At 66.6% G+C, this 19022-nt stretch carries 20 protein-coding genes and 1 pseudogene; 9 read left to right on the top strand and 12 right to left on the bottom strand.

Features of this window, described 5'->3' with window-relative positions; translation table 11 throughout:
• Positions 1–111: 111 nt before the first annotated feature.
• Positions 112–353: pseudogene (locus CFB89_RS35275) on the bottom strand (hypothetical protein); the annotation flags it as partial.
• Here CFB89_RS35275 and CFB89_RS09360 point away from each other — a divergent pair.
• Both CFB89_RS09360 and CFB89_RS09365 read left to right on the top strand, forming a co-directional pair.
• Positions 249–2051, top strand: a complete 1803-nt coding sequence (locus tag CFB89_RS09360) for a PhoH family protein (protein ID WP_089467612.1) — start codon at positions 249–251, stop codon at positions 2049–2051. The pseudogene CFB89_RS35275 and the gene CFB89_RS09360 overlap by 105 nt on opposite strands.
• 235 nt (positions 2052–2286) lie before the next feature.
• Positions 2287–3375, top strand: a complete 1089-nt coding sequence (locus tag CFB89_RS09365; protein ID WP_089467613.1) for a C40 family peptidase — start codon at positions 2287–2289, stop codon at positions 3373–3375.
• A 134-nt stretch (positions 3376–3509) separates the two neighbouring features.
• Here the strand turns inward: CFB89_RS09365 and CFB89_RS09370 are convergent, their stop codons facing one another.
• The 10 genes from CFB89_RS09370 to CFB89_RS09415 all read right to left on the bottom strand — a co-directional run bounded on the left by CFB89_RS09370 (position 3510) and on the right by CFB89_RS09415 (position 11134).
• Positions 3510–4520, bottom strand: coding sequence for an inorganic phosphate transporter (locus CFB89_RS09370; protein WP_089467614.1), 1011 nt, complete (start codon positions 4518–4520; stop codon positions 3510–3512).
• A 10-nt stretch (positions 4521–4530) separates the two neighbouring features.
• Positions 4531–5157, bottom strand: coding sequence for a DUF47 domain-containing protein (locus CFB89_RS09375; protein ID WP_089467615.1), 627 nt, complete (start codon positions 5155–5157; stop codon positions 4531–4533).
• 138 nt (positions 5158–5295) lie between these two features.
• Positions 5296–6678, bottom strand: a complete 1383-nt coding sequence (locus CFB89_RS09380; protein WP_006486249.1) for a replicative DNA helicase — start codon at positions 6676–6678, stop codon at positions 5296–5298.
• 142 nt (positions 6679–6820) lie between these two features.
• A complete protein-coding gene (gene rplI, locus CFB89_RS09385; protein ID WP_006486256.1) occupies positions 6821–7273 on the bottom strand; it encodes a 50S ribosomal protein L9 in 453 nt (150 codons plus the stop codon).
• Positions 7274–7300: 27 nt separating this feature from the next.
• The gene (rpsR, locus tag CFB89_RS09390) at positions 7301–7576 is read right to left on the bottom strand and encodes a 30S ribosomal protein S18 (protein ID WP_004193360.1); all 276 of its coding nucleotides are present in this window, start codon (positions 7574–7576) and stop codon (positions 7301–7303) included.
• Between the two features lie 4 nt (positions 7577–7580).
• Positions 7581–7880: a primosomal replication protein N gene (gene priB, locus CFB89_RS09395; protein ID WP_011549649.1), complete on the bottom strand. Its 300-nt coding sequence runs from the start codon at positions 7878–7880 to the stop codon at positions 7581–7583.
• A 40-nt stretch (positions 7881–7920) separates the two neighbouring features.
• Entirely contained in the window at positions 7921–8295 is a 375-nt protein-coding gene (rpsF, locus tag CFB89_RS09400) for a 30S ribosomal protein S6 (protein WP_006486255.1), read from the bottom strand.
• A 232-nt stretch (positions 8296–8527) separates the two neighbouring features.
• On the bottom strand, positions 8528–9418 hold the full coding sequence (locus tag CFB89_RS09405; RefSeq protein WP_089467616.1) for an anti-sigma factor: 891 nt from the start codon (positions 9416–9418) through the stop codon (positions 8528–8530).
• A complete protein-coding gene (locus CFB89_RS09410; protein WP_089467617.1) occupies positions 9408–10055 on the bottom strand; it encodes an RNA polymerase sigma factor in 648 nt (215 codons plus the stop codon). Before CFB89_RS09410 ends, CFB89_RS09405 begins: the two co-directional genes overlap by 11 nt.
• Before the next feature lie 167 nt (positions 10056–10222).
• Complete coding sequence (locus CFB89_RS09415) at positions 10223–11134, bottom strand: LysR family transcriptional regulator (RefSeq protein ID WP_089467618.1); 912 nt, start codon at positions 11132–11134, stop codon at positions 10223–10225.
• A 170-nt stretch (positions 11135–11304) separates the two neighbouring features.
• Between CFB89_RS09415 and gcl the strand changes: the two genes are divergently transcribed.
• From gcl to lysM, 4 genes are all read left to right on the top strand, one after another.
• On the top strand, positions 11305–13080 hold the full coding sequence (gcl, locus tag CFB89_RS09420) for a glyoxylate carboligase (protein ID WP_089467619.1): 1776 nt from the start codon (positions 11305–11307) through the stop codon (positions 13078–13080).
• 44 nt (positions 13081–13124) lie between these two features.
• Positions 13125–13934, top strand: coding sequence for a hydroxypyruvate isomerase (hyi, locus tag CFB89_RS09425; RefSeq protein WP_089467620.1), 810 nt, complete (start codon positions 13125–13127; stop codon positions 13932–13934).
• A gap of 41 nt (positions 13935–13975) precedes the next feature.
• Positions 13976–14869: a 2-hydroxy-3-oxopropionate reductase gene (locus tag CFB89_RS09430; protein ID WP_089467621.1), complete on the top strand. Its 894-nt coding sequence runs from the start codon at positions 13976–13978 to the stop codon at positions 14867–14869.
• A 462-nt stretch (positions 14870–15331) separates the two neighbouring features.
• Positions 15332–15802, top strand: a complete 471-nt coding sequence (gene lysM, locus CFB89_RS09440) for a peptidoglycan-binding protein LysM (RefSeq protein WP_089467972.1) — start codon at positions 15332–15334, stop codon at positions 15800–15802.
• Positions 15803–15889: 87 nt separating this feature from the next.
• On the opposite strand, the gene CFB89_RS09445 is transcribed toward lysM, so the two are convergent.
• Positions 15890–16912, bottom strand: coding sequence for an asparaginase (locus CFB89_RS09445; protein ID WP_089467622.1), 1023 nt, complete (start codon positions 16910–16912; stop codon positions 15890–15892).
• 270 nt (positions 16913–17182) lie between these two features.
• Between CFB89_RS09445 and CFB89_RS09450 the strand changes: the two genes are divergently transcribed.
• The 3 genes from CFB89_RS09450 to CFB89_RS09460 all read left to right on the top strand — a co-directional run bounded on the left by CFB89_RS09450 (position 17183) and on the right by CFB89_RS09460 (position 19021).
• On the top strand, positions 17183–17473 hold the full coding sequence (locus tag CFB89_RS09450) for a PsiF family protein (RefSeq protein WP_059233960.1): 291 nt from the start codon (positions 17183–17185) through the stop codon (positions 17471–17473).
• A gap of 258 nt (positions 17474–17731) precedes the next feature.
• On the top strand, positions 17732–18181 hold the full coding sequence (locus tag CFB89_RS09455; RefSeq protein ID WP_089467623.1) for a hypothetical protein: 450 nt from the start codon (positions 17732–17734) through the stop codon (positions 18179–18181).
• A gap of 252 nt (positions 18182–18433) precedes the next feature.
• Positions 18434–19021 (top strand): YSC84-related protein, encoded by a 588-nt coding sequence (locus CFB89_RS09460; protein WP_050013250.1) that lies wholly within the window; start codon positions 18434–18436, stop codon positions 19019–19021.
• Position 19022: the final 1 nt, after the last annotated feature.

The raw sequence follows: 19022 nt of genomic DNA on the forward strand, positions 1-19022 counted from the left end.
CTGACGCGCATCACGACGGCATCAGCCGAGCCGCATGTCCCTGTCGACGGGGCAGCGGCTTTTTTTATGGAACGCGCGCCGGCCCTCCCCGGTCCGGCCTTTACCGCATCGAGGAGCTGATCGACACTTAGGCGAACCGGCTAGACGAAATTCCTGTGCGCCACCGCGCGCAAACTGCATGCGTCTACGTCACGCAGGATGCGATCAGCGGCGCACGCCATGCGACACGATTCCTCCCGAGGGACACCATGCCTTTGCCTACTCCCCCCAGCAAGCTCGGCAGCCTGCTGCCGCCCGACGAATACAAGGCGAAAGCGCGGCCCGCGAAAGCCGCGAAGAAATCCGCCGAAGGGGACGCATCCACAGCCGGTGACTATGGTCCGGCCAGCGTGGCCCAACCGATGATCGAAGCCGCGAACACGGCCGCGCCGCTGCGCGCCGTCGCGTCTTCGGCGCCCGACGCCGCGAGCACACCCGCGCGCGGCCGCAAGACCAAACAGACGGCCGCGCTGCTGCAGCCGCTGCAGGCGCCCGCCGAACCCGCGGCGCCGGTCGTCGCACGCAACGACAAGCCGGCCGCCGGCAAACCGGCCGCCGCGCCCGCGCGCGATGCCGGCGCCGCGACGAAGTCGCGCAGCCGCAAGCCCGCCGAAACCGAACAGCAGAAACTGTTCGTGCTCGACACCAACGTGCTGATGCACGACCCGAGCAGCCTCTTCCGCTTCGAGGAACACGACGTCTATCTGCCGATGATGACGCTCGAGGAACTCGACAACCACAAGAAGGGGATGTCCGAAGTCGCGCGCAACGCCCGCCAGGTCAGCCGCACGCTCGACGCGCTCGTCGCCGACGGCGGCCCGATCACGGGCGGTATTCCGCTGTCGCGCCTCGGCAGCCGCGACGCGCTCGGCCGCCTGTACTTCCAGACGAAGCTCGCCGACATCGCGCCCGTCGAAGGCCTGCCCGAAGGCAAGGCCGACAACCAGATCCTCGGCGTCGTGCGCGCGCTGCAGCGCGACCGGCCCGACCGCCAGGTCGTGCTGGTGTCGAAAGACATCAACATGCGGATCAAGGCGCACGCACTCGGCCTGCCCGCGGAGGACTACTTCAACGACCAGGTGCTCGAGGATTCGGATCTCCTGTACAACGGCGTGCGCGAACTGCCGCAGGATTTCTGGACCAAGCATGCGAAGGGCATGGAGAGTTGGCAGGACACGAAGACGGGCACCACGTACTACCGCGTGACCGGCCCGCTCGTCGCGTCGATGCTCGTCAACGAGTTCGTCTATCTCGAGCCGCAGAACGGCGAACCGACGTTCCATGCGATCGTCCGCGAGTTGAACGGCAAGACGGCGCTGTTGCAGACGCTGCGCGACTACAGCCACCACAAGAACAACGTGTGGGGCATCACCGCGCGCAATCGCGAGCAGAATTTCGCGCTGAACCTGCTGATGAACCCCGAGATCGACTTCGTCACGCTGCTCGGCCAGGCCGGCACCGGCAAGACGCTCGTCGCGCTCGCGGCCGGCCTCGCCCAGGTGCTCGACGACAAGCGCTACAACGAGATCATCGTGACGCGCGCGACCGTGCCCGTCGGCGAGGACATCGGTTTCCTGCCCGGCACCGAGGAAGAGAAGATGCAGCCGTGGATGGGCGCATTCGACGACAACCTCGAAGTGCTGCAGAAGACCGACGACGCGGCCGGCGAATGGGGCCGTGCCGCGACGCAGGAGCTGATCCGCTCGCGCCTGAAGGTGAAGAGCATGAACTTCATGCGCGGCCGCACGTTCGTCGACAAGTATCTGATCATCGACGAGGCGCAGAACCTGACGCCGAAGCAGATGAAGACGCTCGTCACGCGCGCGGGCCCGGGCACGAAGATCGTGTGCCTCGGCAACATCGCGCAGATCGACACGCCCTACCTGACCGAAGGCAGCTCGGGCCTGACCTACGTCGTCGACCGCTTCAAGGGCTGGGGCCACAGCGGCCACGTGACCCTTGCGCGGGGCGAACGCTCGCGGCTCGCCGACTACGCGTCGGACATTCTGTAACGCGCCCCCGGCCGATCGGCCGGCTTTCGACGCCACGCGGCGCTCCATTTTCGGAGCGCCGTTTTTATTTGGGGTCGAATACCGAGGTAACACTTCGTCACGCAACAACTCTGTTTACGCGCGAAACTTCAAGTAAATTCTCAAGAATGGTTGCTTAAGCCCCGCCGGAGCGTCTACCATCGGGTCTGTCTGTTGTCATACGATTCGCGAGCGCGTCGCGCTCGCCCGCCTTGCCATGCTTCGAATCTGGGTTCCCGTCGCCGTCGTCTCCCTGCTTGCGGCCTGTTCCAGCGTGCCGCCGCAGTCGGCATCGCGTTCCGCGTCGGGCATGAAGATCACGACGCCGCGTGCGTTCCCGGCGCCCGCCAATTTCCCGAAATTCGTCGACCACAGCGTGGGTCAGGAAGAAATCTCGATCCAGGCGATGAGCCTCGTCGGCGTCCCGTATCGCTGGGGCGGCAACACGCCGACGAGCGGCTTCGACTGCAGCGGGCTCGTGCGCTACGTGATCGGCCGCGCGACCGACGTGAACCTGCCGCGCACGACCGCCGACATGAGCGGCCGCGGCGTGTCGGTCGAACCCGACGAGATCGCGCCGGGCGACCTGATTTTCTTCAATACGACCGGGCGGCCGCATTCGCACGTCGGTATCTATGTCGGCAAGCTGCGCTTCGTCAACGCGCCGTCGACGGGTGGCACCGTGCGGCTCGACTATCTGACGAACCCGTACTGGGCCAAGCGATTCGACGGCATTCGCCGCGTCGCGCCGCCGCGCTCGGCCCCGACGCCGTTCGATGCGCCGACCTACGAGGCCAAGCGCGACGCGCCGCGCAATGCGCCGGCGGTCGCGGCCGCTCCGGTGGTCGTGACGGCCGCGGCCACGCCGCGACAGTCGGCGACCGTGCCGTCGCAAGCGAGAGCGACGCAGGCGCAGGCATTCGCGCCGAGCACGCCCGTCGTGACGGCTGCCGCAACTGCCCCGGCAGTCCAGACCGCCGATCCGTACGAACCGCCGCCACCGCGGATGCGGACGGCCCAGCAGCAGGCCACGTCGGCAAATGACGACGCGACCGCGATGACGGCCAATGCCGCACCGGCCGCGCCGGCGGAAGTCGGCACGCAGATTCCGACGACCGCGCTGACGGCCGCCCAGGCCGCCGCGTTCGATGCCGAACCGCCGCCCGCTACCGCGTCGGCGCCCCCACGCAGTATCGAGCCCACGCCCGTTCAGGTGTGGCGTGCGTCGACGCAATCCGCGCCCGTCAGCCCGCGTACGAGTACGACTGACGATCCAATCGCGCGGTTCGCGAACGGCAGTTACTGAGCGGTTGCCCGAACCCCAACCGCCGCGACGTTGGCGGCATCCACCACCCTCCCTCTCGGCGCCGCCCCCAAAGAAAATGCGCCGCAGCCTTTCGGCTTGCGGCGCATTTCAGGTCGATCCGGCAGCGCCGGCGCTCAGAAGATCTGATGCCCGAGCCACCACCCGCCGGCCGCGAACAGCGCGGCCGCCGGCAGCGTCAGCACCCACGCCCACACGATGTTGCCGGCGACGCCCCAGCGCACGGCCGACAACTTCTGCGTCGCGCCGACCCCGACGATCGCGCCGGTAATCGTGTGCGTGGTCGACACCGGAATGCCGAGGAACGACGCGACGAACAGCGTGATCGCACCGCCGCTTTCCGCGCAGAAGCCGCCGACCGGCTTGAGCTTCGTGATCTTCTGGCCCATCGTGCGCACGATGCGCCAGCCGCCGAACAGCGTGCCGAGGCCCATCGACAGATAGCACGCGCCGATCACCCACGCCGGCGGCGCATCGGCGGTGGCCGACGCGTAGCCGCTCGCGATCAGCAGCATCCAAATGATACCGATCGTCTTCTGTGCGTCGTTGCCGCCGTGGCCCAAGCTGTACAGGCCGGCCGACAGCAGCTGCAGCCGGCGGAAGCGCCGGTCGACCTTGCTGGGCGCGGTACGGAAATACAGCCACGACACGCCGAGCATGAACAGCGAACCGAGGATGAAACCGAGCAGCGGCGAAATGAAGATGAACGCGATCGTCTTCAACAGACCGTCGACGTTCAGCGCACTCCAGCCGGACTTCGCGAGCGCCGCGCCGACGAGGCCGCCGATCAGTGCGTGCGACGAGCTCGACGGAATCCCGTAGTACCAGGTAATCACGTTCCAGCCGATCGCACCGACCAGCGCGCCGAACACGACGTAATGGTCGACGATCTCGGGATCGATCGTGCCTTTACCGACGGTCTGCGCGACTTTCAGGTGGAAGATGAAGTACGCGATCACGTTGAACGCGGCCGCGAACACCACGGCCTGCTGGGGCTTCAGCACCCCGGTCGACACGACGGTGGCGATCGAGTTCGCCGCGTCGTGAAAGCCGTTCATGAAGTCGAATACGAGCGCGACGAGCACCAGCGTCGCGACCATCCATAGGGCGAGTTGTATCGAATGCATCGTGGTCCGCTCAGGCGTTTTCCAGCACGATGCCTTCGATGATGTTCGCGACGTCCTCGCACTTGTCGGTGATCTCCTCGAGCAGCTCGTAGATCGCCTTCAGCTTGATGAGCGTCTTCACGTCGTCTTCCTCGCGGAACAGCTTCGACATGGCCGAGCGCAGCACGCGGTCGGCCTCCGACTCCCAGCGGTCGATTTCCTCGCACTGCTTGAGGATCTGCGCCGACTGCTTCATGTCGGACAGCAGGCCGACGGCCTGCTGCACGTGTTGCGCCGACTGCGTGACGATGTGCGCGAGCTGGCTCGCCTCCGACGTGACGGACTGCACGTCGTACAGCGACACGGCCGTCGCGACGTCTTCCATCAGGTCGAGGATGTCGTCCATCGTCGTGATCAGCTTGTGGATCTCGTCGCGATCGAGCGGCGTGATGAAGGTCTTGTGCAGCAGATCGATCGCCTCGTGCGTGAGCTTGTCGGCGGCCTTCTCGGCGATTTGCACGTTTTGCTTGTGAATCTCGGCGTCGGCGAGATTGTCGATCAGCAGTTCGAGCTCGCGACCACCGGAAACGATGTGCTTCGCGTGCGCGTTGAAGAGTTCAAAGAACTTGCCCTCGGTGGGCATGAATCGACCGAACATGGGATTCCTGAGAGATTGTCAAACTACTGTCACGAAAACGGGCGACATTGTACCGGTTTCGGTCGCGACGCGACGTGCGCATATGCGCACGCCGGGATGGGATACAACAATTGGCGAAATAGATGTTTACAACCGGCGTTACTCGCCGTAGAAAGTTTGCGCCCCGGCAAAATTGTCGAACTTCGTGTATTGCCCCAGGAACGTGAGCCGAACGGGCCCGATCGGGCCGTTACGCTGCTTGCCGATGATGATTTCGGCCGTCCCCTTGTCAGGGCTGTCCGGATTGTAGACCTCATCGCGATAAATGAACAGGATCACGTCCGCATCCTGTTCGATTGCGCCCGATTCGCGCAAATCCGACATCACCGGACGCTTGTTCGGGCGCTGTTCGAGGCCGCGGTTAAGCTGCGACAGCGCGATCACCGGCACGTCGAGTTCCTTCGCGAGACTCTTCAGCGATCGCGAGATTTCCGAAATTTCGGTCGCGCGGTTCTCGCCCTGCGACGAACCCGACATCAGTTGCAGGTAGTCGACGATGATCAGGCCGAGCTTGCCGCACTGCCGCGCCAGGCGCCGCGCGCGCGAGCGCAGTTCCATCGGGTTCAACCCGCCCGTCTCGTCGATGAACAGCTGCGCCTCGCTCATCTTCTGCACCGCGTGCGTCAGTTTCGGCCAGTCCTCGTCGGTCAGGCGGCCGGTACGCATCCGGTGCTGGTCGAGCCGGCCGATCGAGCCGAGCATACGCATCACGAGCTGGGTGCCCGGCATTTCCATCGAGAACACCGCGACCGGCAACCCGTACTCGACCGCGACGTATTCGCCGATGTTCATCGAGAAGGCCGTCTTACCCATCGACGGTCTTCCGGCCACGATGATCAGCTCGCCGCCATGCATCCCCGACGTCATCCGGTCGAGGTCGACGAAGCCGGTCGGCGTGCCGGTGACGTCGCTCGGGTTCGCGGTGTGATACAGCGTGTCGATGCGCTCGACCACCTGCGTGAGCAGCGGGCCGATCTCGAGGAAGCCCTGGTTGCCGCGCGCGCCCTCTTCGGCGATCGAGAACACCTTCGATTCGGCTTCGTCGAGCAGCTGGCGGACTTCCTTGCCCTGCGGATTGAAGGCGTCGGCCGAGATCTCGTCGGCGACCGACACCAGCCGGCGCAGCACCGCGCGGTCGCGCACGATTTCCGCGTAGCGGCGGATGTTCGCCGCGCTCGGCGTGTTCTGCGCGAGCGCGTTCAGGTACGCGAGCCCGCCGACGTCGTCGGCCTTGCCGGACGTCGTCAGCGCTTCGTACACGGTCACGACGTCGGCCGGGCGCGTCGACGCGATCAGGCGGCCGATGTGCTCGTAGATGATCCGGTGGTCGTAGCGGTAGAAGTCGCCCTGCGACAGGAAATCGGCAATCCGGTCCCATGCCGCGTTGTCGAGCAACAGGCCGCCGAGCACCGACTGCTCGGCTTCCACCGAATGCGGCGGGACTTTCAGCGATTCGATTTGGGGATCTTGCGGCGCGTTCATGGGTTGGGATTATCGCGAATAGATGGCGGCAGCGCTACCACCGCTTGCCGGCGAGCGGGCAACAAAAAAGGCAGGCCCCGGTTACCCGGGCGCCTGCCCTTGTCCGGACGGCGGAAGCCGCCCGGCAAGCTTGCGTCTGCGCTTACGCGTGGTCGCCGATCACGTTGATCGTGACGTCGACGACGACGTCCGTGTGCAGCGCGACTTGCACGTTGTGCTCGCCAATCATCTTCAGCGGGCCTTCCGGCATGCGCACTTGCAGCTTCTCGACTTCGTAGCCTGCCTTCTTCAGCAGTTCCGCGACGTCGCCGTTCGTGACCGAGCCGAACAGACGGCCGTCGACGCCCGACTTCTGCGTGATTTCGAACGACTGGCCGTTCAGCTTCTCGCCGACCGCCTGCGATGCCGCCAGCTTTTCAGCGGCGATCTTTTCGAGTTCAGCGCGGCGCACTTCGAATTCGGCGATCGCTTCCTTCGTTGCACGGCGAGCCTTGCGGTTCGGGATCAGGAAGTTGCGAGCGTAACCGTCCTTGACCTTGACGATGTCGCCGAGGTTGCCCAGATTGGCGACTTTTTCCAACAGAATGATTTGCATTCGAATTCTCCTTATTGCGTCGCCTGATTACGCCTTGTGCTGATCGGTGTACGGCAGCAGCGCGAGGAAACGCGCACGCTTGATCGCCGTATCCAGCTGACGCTGATAGTGCGCCTTCGTACCCGTCAGGCGAGCCGGCGTGATCTTGCCGTTTTCGCCGATGAAGTCCTTCAGCGTTTCCGTGTCCTTGTAGTCGATCTGCTCGACGCCGGCAGCCGTGAAACGGCAGAACTTCTTGCGCTTGAAGAGCGGGTTTTGTTGCTGACGACGCTTGTCGAATTTCTTACCAGTCGGGCGGGCCATGATTTCAGTCCTTTCCTGTGTCCTGCAATGCAGTGATGTGAAACACCAAGGTTCTCGCGTTGCGGCTTTTCTTGGCCAGGAAGCCCGTGAACAGCGTTTCGACGCCCATTTCACGACTTTCCAGCTTGCCGCTCGCCTCACCGGCCGCCACCGCCTCGATCGTCATTTCGACCTGACGGGGAATGCCTGCTTCGACGACTTCCGTGCGGTGATGCAACGTGGCGCTTGCGATCGGAACACCGGCCGGCGTATATCGCACCGGTGCGCGTTCGACGACGCTCGCCGTCAATTGCAACCTGTTCACGTGAGTGGCGCGCTCCTTGATGGCTTAATAAGTGACGAACTTAAGCCTGCGCTTCGGCCGGCTGAGCAGCAGCCGCCTTCTTGGCTTCTTCGCGCTGAACTTCCTTCATCATCGGCGACGGGCCGGTTTCGGCCTTCTTCATCTTGACGATGAGGTGACGCAGCACGGCGTCGTTGAACTTGAACGCGTGTTCGAGTTCGTCGAGCGTCGTCTGGTCGCACTCGATGTTCATGCAGACGTAGTGAGCCTTCGCGAGTTTCTCGATCATGTAGGCCAGCTGGCGACGGCCCCAGTCTTCGACACGGTGGATCTGGCCGCCGTGCGACGTGATCGTGGACTTGTAGCGCTCGATCATCGCGGGCACCTGCTCGCTTTGATCCGGGTGCACGATGAATACGATTTCGTAATGACGCATTACACACTCCTTGTGGATTAAAGCCACCCGGGCGTCTGAACCGGTGTGGCAAGTGAGAAGCCGAAGATTTTAACCCGGTTACGGGGCGCATGCAAGGCCAATCGACGATTCGCCACCGGATTCGGCCGTGTTTTCAAAGACTTGAACAGGTATTGCCCGGGCAAGCGGCGATGGCTCGGCCTCGCGAGGGCGGGGGTCGGAACGTCAATGCGCCCGCCCGCCGCCGCCACGGTCATTCGTCAGGCGCGCCGGCAAGCCGCGCATCGAGCGCCGTGCGGAACGCCGCGAGCGCCGACGGCTCGGCGTCGGTCACGGCCCACCACGTCATGCCGGCCGCGTTCCAGCGATCCAGCGCATAGCCCTGCGACACGGTCGCGTAAGGGGCCGCCGGCCGTTCGCCCGCCGGCTGCACGTAGACGTCGACCACGTGCTGCCGGTGGCGATAGACGAGCACCGCGACACGGCGCCGCCCGACGTAATCGAGCCGGCCGCCGACCAGTGCGAAACCGTCCTTGGCGAGATCCTCGACCGGCGGCGCGTAATCGAGCCGGCCGTTGAACCACGGCTTGACCGTGTGCTGGTCGGTCGAGATCACGTCGATGTCGCGCCCCGACAGATCGGCCCGCACGTGGCTCGCGACCAGTTCGTCGACCGTTCGGTCGGTGTCCGCGTGGCGGGCGGACCACGCCATGCCGCCCGCCGCCGCGACCGCCATCAGCAACGCGACGCCCCAGCCGAGGCCCGGCCACGCGGCCACGCGCGGGCCGGCGCCGACCGGGCCCGGTCGTGCCGGCCCGCCCCGCCCGGCCAGCCACGAGAACCATTCGCGTCCGGGCGGCCGCCGCCGCGGCAACGGGGGCTCGGGCCGCGGCTCGGATCGCGACGGTTCGTGAACAGGCGCGGCCGCTGCTGGCAGGCTCGCGAGAATGCTCGCCCGCAGTGCGTCCGGCGCGCGGTGATAATCGGCCTGCCGCACCGCCTGCACCAGCGTGACGATCCTCGCGCGTTCGCGCCGGCACGCCTCGCACCCTTCGACATGCTGCTGGACCCGCAACGCATCGGGCGCCGACAGCTCGCGGTCGACGTCCGCGTCCAGCAACGCTCGCGCTTCGTTACAGTCCATCGATCGCCTCCGATGCGGTTCCGCCCGCCGACGCACGGCCCGGCCGGCCTTCGGTCGTCGGCGCCGGCGCCGGCTCGCCGGCCAGCAGCGCGGCGAGCTTGCGCCGGCCGCGCGCGAGCCGCGACATCACCGTGCCGACCGGCACGTCCGCGATCGCCGCGATCTCGCGGTAGCTCAGGTCTTCCATTTCGCGCAGCACGAGCACCTCGCGGTATTCGGTCGGCAGCTTCGCGAGCGCCGCGTTCACGAGCCGCACGTTCTCGCCGCGCAGCAGGTGCGCGAGCGGGTCCTCCGTCGCCGGCTGCCAGTCGTCGGGCACGTCGGCATCGTCGAGCGTGTCGGGCAGCGCGACCTCGTGCGCATGCGTGCGCCGCCGCCATTCGGTGTACCAGGTGTGGCGCACGATCGTCAGCAGCCACGGCCGCGCGTTGTCGCCGCGACACGAATCGACGAAGCGCAACGCGCGCATGCACGCGTCCTGCACGACGTCGTCCGCGTCGCCGGCGCTGCCGCTCAGCCAGCGCGCGAGGTTGTAAGCGGCGTCGAGATGCGGCAGCACGAGCGCGCGAAACCGCTCGCCGCGCGCGAGCGCATCGTCCGCCGCCCGTTCATCGACCGCCTGTCCGGCTTGCCCCACATGGCCTCCCTGGTCCCGGCGGCCGACGCCGCGCCCGTTCCGCGCACGGCGCCCGGACAGACCGGCAACGTGCGCGCTCGATGACCTTACCGCTGCTGCGTCGAGTTTATTCCCGCGCCGCGTGCATGAAGCGTAAAAAATCGCCGGGCGGCCGGGCGGGCCGCCCGTTACGGCGTGGTGCTCCAGTAGCCGGGGCGCGCGTACGCTTCGCGCAGGTAGTCGATGAAATAGCGCACGCGCGCCGGCACGTAGCGCTGCTGCGGGTAGACCGCGAGGATGTCGTAGTCGGGCAGCGCGTAGTCGTCGAGCACGGTCTCGAGTTCGCCCGTCTCGAGCTGCGCGGCGATTTCCCACGTCGAGCGCCAGCCGAGCCCGAGCCCTTCGGCCACCCAGCGGTGCAGCAGCTCGCCGTCGTTGCAGTCGAGATTGCCGGTCACGCGCATCGTCGCGATCTTGCCGTGGCGCTGGAAATACCAGCCGCGGTTCTGCCCGCCCTGCAGGTTGAACGCGAGACAGTTGTGCTTGAGCAGGTCGTCGAGCGACTTCGGGCGGCCGTGCTGACGGAAATAGTCGGGCGTGCCGCACACGACGCGCCGGTTCGACGCGAGCTTCACCGCGACGAAGTTCGGATCGACCGCGCCGCCGATCCGGATCGACAGGTCGTAGCCTTCGCGCACCAGGTCGACGACGCGGTCGGTCAGGTTGAACGACAGCTGCATCTCTGGCTTGTCGGCCAGGAAGCCAGGCGCGTGCGGCGCGACGTGCTTGCGCCCGAACGCGGCCGGCGCCGACACGATCAGGTGCCCGCTGACCGCGCGCCGCCCGGCGGCCAGCTCGTTCTCGGCCTGATCCCATTCGGACAGCAGCCCGCGGCAACGCTCGAGAAACGCGGCGCCCTCCTCGCTGACCACCAGCCTCCGCGTCGAGCGGTACATCAGCTTCACGCCGAGGCGCTTCTCCAGCGCGTCGATGCGCCGCCCGAGCACCACCGGCGACACACCCTCCTCGAGCGCGGCCGCCGCGAGGCTGCCGGCATCGGCCACCCGCACGAACGTCTCGATCTGCTTGAAACGATCCATCTGCTGTCTCCACCCGGCTCCGACACCGGCGGGAAGCCCCGGCCGGCCGTCATTCCATACTTTTAGTTTCGAAATAAGCGACTTCGGCTGATCTTATCAAACCTTTCCTGCATCCCTAAAGTGTCCTCAACAGATCGATTCGCAAGATTCCACCATTCAAGGAGACATTCATGGCCAAGATGAGAGCCGTCGACGCTGCCGTACTCGTGCTGGAGAAGGAAGGCATCCAGACCGCGTTCGGCGTGCCGGGCGCCGCGATCAACCCGTTCTACTCGGCCATGCGCAAGTCGGGCGGCATCAGCCACGTGCTGGCGCGCCACGTCGAAGGCGCATCGCACATGGCCGAAGGCTTCACGCGGGCGGCGCCGGGCAACATCGGCGTGTGCATCGGCACGTCGGGCCCCGCCGGCACCGACATGATCACCGGCCTCTACTCCGCGTCCGCCGACTCGATTCCGATCCTCGCGATCACGGGCCAGGCGCCGCGCGCACGTCTCTACAAGGAAGACTTCCAGGCCGTCGACATCGAATCGATCGCGAAGCCGGTCACGAAGTGGGCCGTCACCGTGCGCGAACCGGCGCTCGTGCCGCGCGTGTTCCAGCAGGCGTTTCACCTGATGCGCTCGGGCCGTCCGGGCCCGGTGCTGGTCGACCTGCCCATCGACGTGCAGCTCGCCGAAATCGAATTCGACATCGACACGTACGAACCGCTGCCGGTCTACAAGCCCGCGGCCACCCGCGCGCAGATCGAGAAGGCGCTCGCGATGCTCAATGACGCGGACAAGCCGTTGATCGTGTCGGGCGGCGGCGTGCTCAACGCGGCGGCCGAGGACCTGCTCGTGCAGTTCGCGGAAACGGTCGGCGTGCCGGTGATCCCGACGCTGATGTCGTGGGGCGCGATTGCCGACGACCACCCGCTGATGGCCGGCATGGTCGGCCTGCAGACCTCGCACCGCTACGGCAACGCGACGATGCTCGCGTCCGACTTCGTGCTCGGCATCGGCAACCGCTGGGCGAACCGCCACACGGGCAGCGTCGAGGTCTACACGAAGGGCCGCAAGTTCGTGCACGTCGACATCGAGCCGACGCAGATCGGCCGCGTGTTCGGCCCGGATCTCGGCATCGTGTCCGACGCGAAGGCCGCCCTCGAGCTGTTCGTCGCGGTCGCGCAGGAATGGAAGGCCGCCGGCAAGCTGAAGGATCGCAGCGCGTGGGTCGCCGACTGCCAGGCACGCAAGCGCACGCTGCAGCGCAAGACGCACTTCGACAACGTGCCGGTCAAGCCGCAGCGCGTGTACGAGGAGATGAACAAGGTGTTCGGCCGCGATACCTGCTACGTCAGCACGATCGGCCTGTCGCAGATCGCGGCCGCGCAGTTCCTGCACGTGTTCAAGGCGCGCAACTGGATCAACTGCGGCCAGGCCGGCCCGCTCGGCTGGACGATCCCCGCCGCGCTCGGCGTGCGCGCGGCCGACCCGAGCCGCCCGATCGTCGCGCTGTCCGGCGACTACGACTTCCAGTTCATGATCGAGGAGCTCGCCGCCGGCGCGCAATTCAAGCTGCCGTACGTGCACGTCGTCGTGAACAACTCGTACCTCGGGCTGATCCGCCAGGCGCAGCGCGCGTTCGACATGGACTACTGCGTGCAGCTCGCGTTCGACAACGTGAACGCGCCGGAGCTGAACGGGTATGGCGTCGACCACGTGGCGGTGGCCGAAGGCCTCGGCTGCAAGGCGCTGCGCGTGTTCAAGCCGGAAGAGATCGAACCGGCGCTGCGCCAGGCGCAAACGCTCGCGGAAGAATTCAGCGTGCCGGTGGTCGTCGAGGTGATCCTCGAGCGCGTGACGAACATCTCGATGGGCACCGAAATCGACGCGATCAACGAATTCGAGGATCTCGCCGAAAAGGCCGAGCACGCACCGACCGCGATCTCGATGCTCGACTGAACCGCACGACATTTTTTGACTGACCGACCGAAGAGGCTTAGCTCATGCCGAAGTTTGCTGCAAACCTGACCATGCTGTTCAACGAAGTGCCGTTCCTCGACCGCTTCAAGGCGGCCGCGGACGCGGGCTTCGACGCCGTCGAATTCCTGTTCCCGTACCCGTACGCGAAAGAGGAACTCGCCGAACGGCTCGAGACGCACCGCCTGCGCCTCGTGCTGCACAACCTGCCTGCCGGCAACTGGGATCAGGGCGAGCGCGGCATCGCGTGCCTGCCCGATCGCGTCGGCGAGTTCCAGGAAGGCGTCGGCCGTGCGATCGAGTATGCGAAGGCGCTGAAGGCGCCGCAACTGAACTGCCTCGTCGGCATCCCGTCGGCGAGCACCGCGCGCGACAAGACGTTCGTGACGATCGTCGACAACCTGCGCTTCGCCACCGATGCGCTCAAGCGCGAAGGCATCCGCCTGCTCGTCGAGCCGTGCAACCGCTTCGACATCCCGGGCTTCGCGCTGAACCGCTCGTCGGAAGGCCTCGACGTGATCCGCGCGGTCGGCTCGGACAACCTGTTCCTGCAGTACGACATCTATCACATGCAACGCATGGAAGGCGAACTGGCCGCGACGATCGAACGCAACCTCGCGTCGATCGGCCACGTCCAGCTCGCGGACAACCCGGGCCGCAACGAGCCGGGCACCGGCGAGATCAACTATGCGTTCCTGTTCGCGCTGCTCGACCGGCTCGGCTATGCCGGCTACGTCGGCTGCGAATACAAGCCCCGCACCACCACGACGGAGGGCCTCGGCTGGCTGCAAAGCGTGGCCGGCTGCGCACCGGCCTCGGCGCGTCGCGCCGCCTGAGTCGCGCCCTTCCCGTTTTCAGCCCCACAGGAGACTTTCACATGGCAACCATCGGTTTCATCGGCCTCGGCATCATGGGCGCGCACATGGCGCGCAACCTGCTCAAGGGCGATCATCAGCTCGTCGTGAACGGCGCGTTCCCGGTGCCGGACGATCTGCGCGCGAGCGCGAAGGTCGTCGCGAACTCGACCGAAGTCGCGCAGCACGCCGACATCATCATCTCGATGGTGCCGGACACGCCCGACGTGCGTAACGTGCTGTTCGCCGACGACGGCGTCGCGAAGGGCCTGACAGCCGGCAAGCTCGTGATCGACATGAGTTCGATCTCGCCGCTCGACACGCAGGCATTCGCGAAGCAGGTCAACGCGCTCGGCTGCGACTACCTCGACGCGCCGGTGTCCGGCGGCGAAGTGGGCGCACGCGAAGCGACGCTGACGATCATGGTCGGCGGCCCGGAAAAGGCGTTCGAGCGCGCGAAGCCGCTGTTCGAGAAGATGGGCAAGAACATCACGCTCGTCGGCGACAACGGCGCGGGGCAGACCTGCAAGGTCGCAAACCAGATCATCGTCGCGCTGAACATCGAGGCGGTCGGCGAAGCGCTGCTGTTCGCCGCGCGCTCGGGCGCCGATCCGGAGCGCGTGCGCCAAGCGCTGATGGGCGGCTTCGCCGCGTCGCGCATCCTCGAAGTGCACGGCGCGCGGATGACCAAGCGCACGTTCGATCCGGGCTTTCGCATCGAGCTGCACCAGAAGGACCTGAACCTCGCGCTCGACGGCGCGCGCAAGCTCGGCCTCGCGCTGCCGCACACGGCGAGCGCGCAGCAGTTGTTCAGCGTGTGCGCCTCGCACGGCGGCAAGGCATGGGATCACTCGGCGCTCGTGCGTGCGCTCGAGATCATGTCGAACTTCGAGATCGGCCAGACGCCGGCCGCGTAACGCGGATGCAACAGCGTGCGTTTCGCTGCAACGGCAAACGCGCGCGACGAACACACGCGAGCCGGCCGCGGCCGGTCGCATCGATGCGCGATGCACGCGCGCATCACGGTGGGGCGCCCCGCCGCGCATCGCAAAAACGCGTGCGCGACGGGGCGAAAAAACGCCGCTCTGGGCTGAGAGCGGCGTGGTGGGGTCCGCAGCGGCACCCGGCGGCGCCGGGGAAGCCTTGGTCGGTCAGACGTCGTCGTCGGGTGTCCGCCTGTCGGATTTCGCGTATTACATTTCTTTACGTTCGAGCGAGCGATTTTTCATGCATTCGTCGCGTCGAACGCCTACACTTTCGCCACGCCTTTCGAGAAAACCGCCGCGCCCGCGCGCCCCTTCCGGGGCTCGCACCCAGCGCGGTGTTTTTTTCGCCACTTCACGGCGCGTTTTCTTTTCAACCACCTAAGGAGTGCAACGATGGGTCTTCTTTCGTTTATCAAGGAGGCGGGTGAAAAACTGCTGGGTCACGCCGATGCACAGGCAGCGGAAGATCCGAATGCCGCGAACCAGACCGCGGCCGACGCGATCAAGCATTACATCAACTCGCAAGGGCTCGACACGTCGAACCTGACCGTCGCGTTCGACGGCGCATCGCGCACCGTCACGCTGTCGGGCAGCGTCGCCGATCTCGACACCAAGGCGAAGGTCAAGGTCGCGGCCGGCAACGTGCAGGGTGTCGCGGGCGTCAACGACGACGATCTGCAGCCGGACGATCCGGAAGTGCAGTACCACGACGTGAAACCGGGCGACACGCTGTCGGCGATCGCCAAGGAAGTGTACGGCGACGCGAACAAGTATCCGGTGATCTTCGAGGCGAACAAGCCGATGCTGTCGAGCCCGGACCGGATCTACCCGGGCCAGAAGCTCGTGATTCCGCCGCAGTCCTGAGCATTCGCGCAGCACTGACGCAAAAATGGCAGGCCATTGGCCTGCCATTTTTTATGCTCTACGCACCGCCCGAGCGGCGGCCATCGGTCACAGCGTGTCGAATGCGCGTTGCAGTGCGTCGCGATCGTGAATGCCGTTCGCGAGCGCGAGCATCAGCAGCACGCGCGCCTTGAACGGGTGCAGCGAGCCCGCGCTCACGAAACCGAGCGCATCGTCGCTCGCGGCGCCGTTGCGCATCACGTGCCCCGACCCGACGCGCGACGCACGGACCACGGCCACGCCCGCGCTCGCCGCCTCGGCGAGCGCCGCCTGCAGCGTCGCGTGGATCGATCCGTTGCCGGTGCCCGCGACGACGAGGCCGCGCACGCCGGCCGCGACGAGCGCGTCGACGGCCGTGCGCGTCACGCCCGCATAGCTCGCGACGACTTCGACCGGCGGCCAGGTCGCCGCGATCGCCAGTTGCGCGTCGCGCGTGCGCGTGACGTGGCGGGCGAATTCGACGCGGCCGTCCTGCACCCAGCCGAGCGCACCGAGCTCCGGCGACTGGAACGCGTCGACCGCGTACGTGCTCGTCTTCACGACCTCGCGCGCGCCATGGATCCGGTTGTTGAACGCGACCAGCACGCCCTGCCCGCGCGCGGCCGGATGGGCGGCCACCGTCACCGCGTTCAACAGGTTCAGCGGGCCGTCGGACGACAGCGCGGTCGCCGGCCGCATCGCGGCCGTCAGCACGACGGGCTTGTCGCCCCGGACGACCAGATGCAGCGCGTACGCGGTTTCCTCGAGCGTATCGGTGCCGTGGGTGATCACGATGCCGTCGATGGCCGGATCGGCCATCAGCGCGTCGATCCGCGCGGCGAGCGTGTTCCACAGCGGCAGCGCGAGATCCTTGCTGTCGATGCTGGCGACCTGCTCGGCGTCGATGCGTGCGACCGATGCGAGCGCCGGCACGGCGTCGACCAGAAAATTGACGCCGAGCGCGCCGGCCTGATAGCCGGCCGTGCTGGCCGCGTCGGGCGCGGCGCCGGCGATCGTGCCGCCGGTAGCGAGTACGGCGATGCGCGGCAGCGCCGCCGCGGACGGAGAAGATGCGGAGTTCGGAGTATTCATGGCCGCGATTGTAATGGCTCGCGGCCGCGAGCCGGCAGGTTCCCGCGCGGCGGCCGTGGCCGGCCGTCGCGCGTCATGGTTTGTCCCGATCTCCGGCACGCGCGTGCCGTCAACGGCCGTGGCGTCCGCAACGTTATAGAAAGTGCCGTTTTGGTGTTTTCACATTGATTTGCCATAATCGGAACGCGTGGTGCGATGTGGCCCCGTCCTCATCGCGTCGTGCTTCGTGACGCGTCGATCACACGCAACTCACCCCATGGGAGTGTCGAAATGAAAATTCAATCGCTCGTAGCCGCAGTGCTTCTCGGCGGCATGCTGGCTTCCCCCGCATTCGCGGCGAACAGCCAGCAGGACAAGATGAAGGCCTGTAACACGCAGGCCACCGGCAAGACGGGCGATGAACGCAAGGCGTTCATGAAGGACTGCCTGTCGGCGAAGCCCGCGAAGGCGATGACGCAGCAGGAAAAGATGAAGGCGTGCAACACGCAGGCCACCGGCAAGAAAGGCGACGATCGCAAGGCGTTCATGAAGAGCTGCCTGAGCAACCAGCCGGCCGCCTGAGTTCCGGCGCTCCCGTCTCGAATGCCGCGCACCGCTTCGGCGGGCGCGGCATTTTCGTTTTCGTTGCACGCGCATCGACCCACGCATTCCCGCCCTTCCCACCCCGTTTTTCCGGCCCGCCGCCGCGGCGTCGCCACATGGTGCGGCAATTCGCCGCGTTTTCTTCTATGATGGCTGCAACGCGGCCCACCCAAGACCAAGAAGCGCCATCGGGCCGCCCTCGAGACGGACGCGCACGCGCGTCAAACGGAGGCTTGGATGGCATGGAGACAACACCGCTGGTTCCGCCGCTGGCTGATCGTGATCGTGTTCTGGGCCGTGCCCGTCGCGATCGTCGCCGTGCGCGAGATCCGCGAGGAAATGGCGTACAACAAGACGGACCTGCAGCTTGCGCTGACCACCTGGCAGCTCACCGACGCGCAGCAGGCCGCCGGCGCCACCGCGAAGTGCCACGGGGATCCTGACGAGGCGCGCGCGGCCGGCTGCCCCGCCGACGTGCTCGCCGCCAACGCGCCGCGCCAGCAGGCGGCCCGCGACGAATACGTGGTGCGCCGCAACACGCTCGCCGGTTACCTGTGGCATGCGTTCGTCGGCTACTGGGTCGTCCCGGCCGCGTTCCTGTTCGCGTGCGGCGTCGTGATCGCGCTGATCCGCCGCGCGCTGCGCCGCCCGCCGATCAAGCCGCCCGTTCCGCCCGTCACGCACTGACACCGGCGCGCGCCGCCGCCCTTTGTTCGACCTTCGCGTTCGACCTTCGCGTTCGCCGCCAGCCGGTCACGCGCCGGGCGCGCCTTGCGCGTCGGCGTCGATGCGTCGTTGGCGCGCCGCGACACCGCCGCGCGATTTGACGCTTTTTCACACGGCAACGAAAAAAGGCGCCAATCCGCTGTGATATAACTGCCGACGTGATCCGCTCCTTGAGCGAGACTCACTCCGAACATCATCCGATGGAGAACAACGATGCAAAAACGGACTCTTGTGCTCAAAGCCGCCGCCGCGCTGATCGTCGGTAGCCTCGCGCTCACCGGTTGCACCACCACCCCGGACAAGCCGGACAACGCCGCGACCAACGCGTCGAAGCGTCAGTCGATCGACGCGAGCGTCGACGCCACGCTGTCGCGCATGTACTCCACCGTCAAGGGTTCGCGCGAGCTCGTCGCGAAATCGCGCGGCGTGCTGGTCTTCCCCGAAGTGCTGCAGGCCGGCTTCATCGTCGGCGCCCAGTCCGGCAACGGCGCGCTGCGCGTGGGCGGCAGCACCGTCGGCTACTACAACACGTCGTCGCTGTCGGTCGGCCTGCAGGCCGGCGCGCAATCGAAGGCGGTCGTGTTCCTGTTCATGACGCAGCAGGCGCTCGACGAATTCCGCAACTCGGACGGCTGGGCAGCCGGCGCCGGCGCATCGGTCGCACTCGTGAAGATGGGCGCGAACGGTGCGGTCGACTCCAACACGGCCACGGCGCCGATCCAGGTCGTCGTGCTGACCAACGCGGGCCTGATGGGCGACGTGTCGATCAACGGCACGAAGGTCACGAAGCTCAAGATCTGAC

Origin of the sequence: Burkholderia sp. AU16741, from assembly GCF_002223345.1 — a bacterium.
In the GTDB taxonomy this organism is placed as follows: Bacteria; Pseudomonadota; Gammaproteobacteria; order Burkholderiales; family Burkholderiaceae; genus Burkholderia; species Burkholderia sola.